5 protein-coding genes are annotated in these 3,967 nt (G+C 45.0%); 2 read left to right on the forward strand and 3 right to left on the reverse strand.

Features of this window, described 5'->3' with window-relative positions; genetic code table 11:
* The coding region (locus WKI49_04670) for a lipid II flippase MurJ (GenBank protein MEJ7621790.1) at positions 1-1,300 on the reverse strand (1,300 nt) is incomplete at its 3' end.
* 26 nt (positions 1,301-1,326) lie between these two features.
* Here WKI49_04670 and WKI49_04675 point away from each other — a divergent pair.
* Both WKI49_04675 and lpxB read left to right on the forward strand, forming a co-directional pair.
* A complete protein-coding gene (locus tag WKI49_04675) occupies positions 1,327-1,743 on the forward strand; it encodes a hypothetical protein (GenBank protein ID MEJ7621791.1) in 417 nt (138 codons plus the stop codon).
* On the forward strand, positions 1,740-2,840 hold the full coding sequence (lpxB, locus tag WKI49_04680) for a lipid-A-disaccharide synthase (protein MEJ7621792.1): 1,101 nt from the start codon (positions 1,740-1,742) through the stop codon (positions 2,838-2,840). Before WKI49_04675 ends, lpxB begins: the two co-directional genes overlap by 4 nt.
* Here lpxB and WKI49_04685 read toward each other — a convergent pair.
* Positions 2,802-3,782, reverse strand: coding sequence for an RluA family pseudouridine synthase (locus WKI49_04685; GenBank protein MEJ7621793.1), 981 nt, complete (start codon positions 3,780-3,782; stop codon positions 2,802-2,804). The two genes, lpxB and WKI49_04685, sit on opposite strands and share 39 nt — an antisense overlap.
* Entirely contained in the window at positions 3,739-3,915 is a 177-nt protein-coding gene (locus WKI49_04690; protein ID MEJ7621794.1) for a hypothetical protein, read from the reverse strand. The genes WKI49_04685 and WKI49_04690 overlap by 44 nt, the downstream gene beginning before the upstream one ends.
* Positions 3,916-3,967 lie beyond the last annotated feature (52 nt).

Below are 3,967 nucleotides of genomic sequence, written 5' to 3' on the forward strand. Positions count from 1 at the left end.
AAGCTTTCCTGTCGTAATATCTTAGCATAAAATAGCCAAGAGTGCAAATAAACACATATGCAAAGAAAGTGCCAAGGCATATGCCTGCAATACCTAAATTGAGGACAAAGACAAAGAGATAATTAAAAAGGGCGTTAGCCACTACACCTATTGCACCCACAACTCCCACAGGCAAAAGCTTGCCTCTTATCTGGAATACCCTGTATATTAGGGGCCAGAAGAACATGAAGGGCAAAGATAGGGCATAAAACCTAAGGGCTGTTGCGGTAAGCTCTACATCCATCCTTGAAAAAGCTCCGTATCCAAAGAAGAGCTTAACCACTATGGGTGAAAATAGGAAAAGAAAGACGGATATGGGCAGGGTCAAAAGAAGTAGCTTCTTTATGTAAAAGTCCAACTTCTTAATGGAACCTTGAGACTCAGAAAGGGAAGTTATGGCTATGTTTTCAAACTTTAGAACTCCCCTTGGTGCGGATGCAAGCAAGAGACCGTAGTATAAAGCAGAAACACTTTTCTCTCCAAGAAAAGAGGCAAAGGCTCTGTCAACGAGTATGTAGAGATGAAAAACTCCATAAACTGCAAGGAGCTGTAGGAAATGAGAGAGAAGTCTTTTTGTGGTTTCGTTATAAAAGAGACGAAAGTGGATATATTCTCTTCCTGCGTATAACATATAGATAGCTCCTATGGAGTTTGACAGGGATGCTACTATAGGAAGTATTTTGTAGTCTTTGTAAAATAGAAGCCCGAGAAGGGTAGAAGTAAAAAGGGTAATGGATATTGTAAACTCCCCCACAAAGTAAGCGGTAAACCTTCTTTGACTCCTAAGAACTGCTCCAAAGTGGTGAAAGTAGAAATTAAAGAACAGATAAGGCAGAAGAATAAGATAGGAGACCTCTGTTGCCTGCAGGGCGTTTTCAGAAAAACCCGCTGGGATTTTCAGAACAAAGGGCATCAATAGAAATGCCAAGAGGGTTATGGCTATGGAAACGGTAAAGGTAAAGGTAAAGAGAAGACCTGCAATTTTCTTGAACTCTTCCTCTGACTTCATTCTTGCCTTTACAAGCTCTGGCACTCCAACAGAGTCAAAGACATCAACGAAGATGAGAAATATGCCTATCAAAGAAAGTGCCATGAAGAAGGCGTCTGTTTGGTAGCTAAAACCAAGAAGGACTGCTATGGCAACAGACCTAAAGTAGCCAAAGCCACGGGCAAGGAGGTTTATAAGGGAAGACTTAACTACCGCCTCTAAGACCCTTTCCTGCCTTTTGGTATTGAAAAGCTCTTTTAAATATCCAACCACTGCTACTTTAATGTTATCATAATTCTATGCCTATAGATGAAAGCTACAGACAGACCTCGCTTGATAAGGTAAGGGAGCTTTGTGGTGTGTTGAGGGCAAAGGTAGAGGAGTATCTTGAGGATGTGGACCCAGAGGATTTGGAGTTTGGTGTGTCCTTTGAGGTTTCTGAGGCTGGGCTTGAGGGCTTGTGGAGGTCTGCGGTGGAGGGGAATAACTACATGGAGGTGGTCTATACAGAGATTATGGAGCATCATGATGGGGCTTATTTGAAGGCGACCTTTAGGAATGCCTTGGAGGACTGCTGGGCGGAGAGGTATGTAAGCGTGAGGAGCTCTGGTAGGGTGGAGGTTTCCTATGCCTTTTTTGTGAGGTTGGAGGGTGTGAGGGTTAGGATAGAGAGGAAGGGTGAAGGGCTCTTTGGGGCTTTTGCAAAGGTTGAATGAGGGTTTTTGTTTCTCTGGGGGAGAGGTCTGCAAGCAACTATGTTTATGAGATTTTCAAGGACTTTGGGGGTGTGGAGTTTATTGGCATAACCGATGAGAGGTTAGAGTCTTTGGGCTTTAAAAGTCTTGCACGCATAGAGGAGCTTTCCGTGGTGGGTATTGTGGAGGCTCTTCCAAAGATTCCAAAGGTCTACAGGCTTTGGAGACAGATAGAGGCTCTTCTTCCTGAGGTGGATGTGCTCCTTTTGTGTGATGCTCCTGCCTTTAATTTGCCACTTCTCAAGAGGGCTAAGGGGAAGGTGAGAAAAATTATCTACTTTATCTCTCCACAGGTTTGGGCTTGGAAGGAGGGTAGGGCAAGGCTAATATCGGAGCTTGTAGACCATCTTGTTGTGATACTTCCCTTTGAGGTGGACTTTTACAGAAAATACGCAAGGGATGGCTTTAGGGTGCATTTTGTGGGGCATCCTCTTGTGGATTTGGCAAAGCCAAGCCTAAGCAAAGAGGCTATGAGGAGTTTTCTTGGCTTTGAGGACTATGTGGCTTTGCTTCCGGGAAGTCGTTGGAGTGAGATAAAAAGGCATGTGCCTTATCTGAAGGAGGTGCTAAGATGTCTGAGGGTGGAAAAGCCTATGGTTGTTCCTACCTTTGAGGCTTTTAGGGATTTCTTAGAGAGGGAGTTTGCAGGTTTTCCAATAAGGGTCATAACCAACAGGGACTTGGATAGGGCTTCTTACAACACTATGGCTTATGCGGATTTTACGCTTCTTGCCAGTGGCACTGCGGAGCTTGAGGCAAGCCTTTTGGACTCTCCTCATGTGGTCTTTTATAGGGTAAGTCCCATAACCTATCTTCTTGGGAGGCTTCTTGTTAAGGTAAAAAACATAGCCCTCACAAACCTTATACTCCAGAGGGATGTGGTGCCCGAGATGGTTCAAAAAAGTCCAGAGGCTTTGTGTAGGTTTTTCTCGGAGCTAAAGGAGGATTGGAAGGAAAGCCAAAGGCTTGAGTTTAAGAGGCTAAGGCAGGTTCTTGGTGAAGAGGGTGCGGTGCAAAGACTAAGAGAGCTCTTCTTCAAGCTTTTCTATGAGAGCTAAGGTGCTTTTGAAGGGTTCTGGCTCTTGTATTTCAAAGGTGAGCTTTTGTCCTGTTTGGGGATGCTCAAAGGAGAGATGATAGCTAAGGAGCATGTGGCAACCGCCAAGGGTCTGAAGTAGCCTTTTGTCTACGGAGCTTCTCTTAAAGCCATAGGTGGTGTCTCCCAAGATGGGAAAACCAATGTGAGACAGGTGCACTCTTATTTGGTGTGTCCTGCCTGTGTGTATCTTTACCTTAAGCAGGCTTACGCTTTGACGGGGAAAGGCTCTTAAAAGCCAGACTTCGCTCTTGGCTGGCTTGCCCTCTTCTCTTATGGTGAACTTCTTTCTGTCTTCTGTGTGTCTTCCTATGGGTGCTTCTATGAGCTTGTAGCTCCAGTTTGGAATGCCCTTTACTAAGGCTTTGTATAGTTTTTCCACTTTTCTTTCTTTAAACTGCTCTGCGAGGCTTCTGTGTGCCATGTCGGTCTTTGCCACCACCATAAGTCCCATGGTGTTCTTGTCAAGCCGGTGGACTATGCCCGGTCTTTCCACGCCACCTATGGAGGAGAGGCTTTTAACATGATAAAGAAGTGCGTTCACAAGCGTTCCAGAGGTGTATCCCGGGGATGGGTGCACCACAAGTCCGCAGGGTTTTATAAGCACGAGAATATGCTGGTCTTCGTAAACTATGTCAATGGGGATGTTTTCTGGGAGCACCTCAAGAGGCTCTGGCTCTGGAATAAGCAGGGTTATTTGGCTTGCCCTTTTTAGCCTCTTTGAAGGCTTTCTTGTCTCAAGACCATCCACAAGCACATAGCCCTCTTCTATGAGCCTTTGGTGGTAGCTCCTTGAAAAGTCGGGGTAAGCCTGAGAGAGAAACTGGTCAAGCCTAAGACCCTCTTGTTCCTCTGCTACCTCAAAGGTTAGTGTCTCTACTATGGTCCTCTTTGAGCCTAACATGAACCTCTACTTGCCTTGGCTCTTCTTGGAGGTTTAGACTTTTCACATAACCCTCAATGAGATTATAAAGCACCCTTTGAGGAAAGTCCTTTAGTCTCACCTCTTTTCCGTTCACAAGTAGCCTTACTTCCATATATTTATCTTAAAACCTGTAGCCTTTCCAAAGTGCCAGAAAGAGTTAGGCT

The sequence above is a fragment of the Aquificaceae bacterium genome (assembly GCA_037722135.1).
Lineage (GTDB): Bacteria > Aquificota > Aquificia > Aquificales > Aquificaceae > Pampinifervens > Pampinifervens sericum.

Coding starts and splice junctions, on each gene's coding strand:
- WKI49_04675 (MEJ7621791.1), top strand. CDS start 1,327: ATGCCTATAGATGAAAGCTACAGACAGACCTCGCTTGATAAGGTAAGG.
- lpxB (MEJ7621792.1), top strand. CDS start 1,740: ATGAGGGTTTTTGTTTCTCTGGGGGAGAGGTCTGCAAGCAACTATGTT.
- WKI49_04685 (MEJ7621793.1), bottom strand. CDS start 3,782: ATGTTAGGCTCAAAGAGGACCATAGTAGAGACACTAACCTTTGAGGTA.
- WKI49_04690 (MEJ7621794.1), bottom strand. CDS start 3,915: ATGGAAGTAAGGCTACTTGTGAACGGAAAAGAGGTGAGACTAAAGGAC.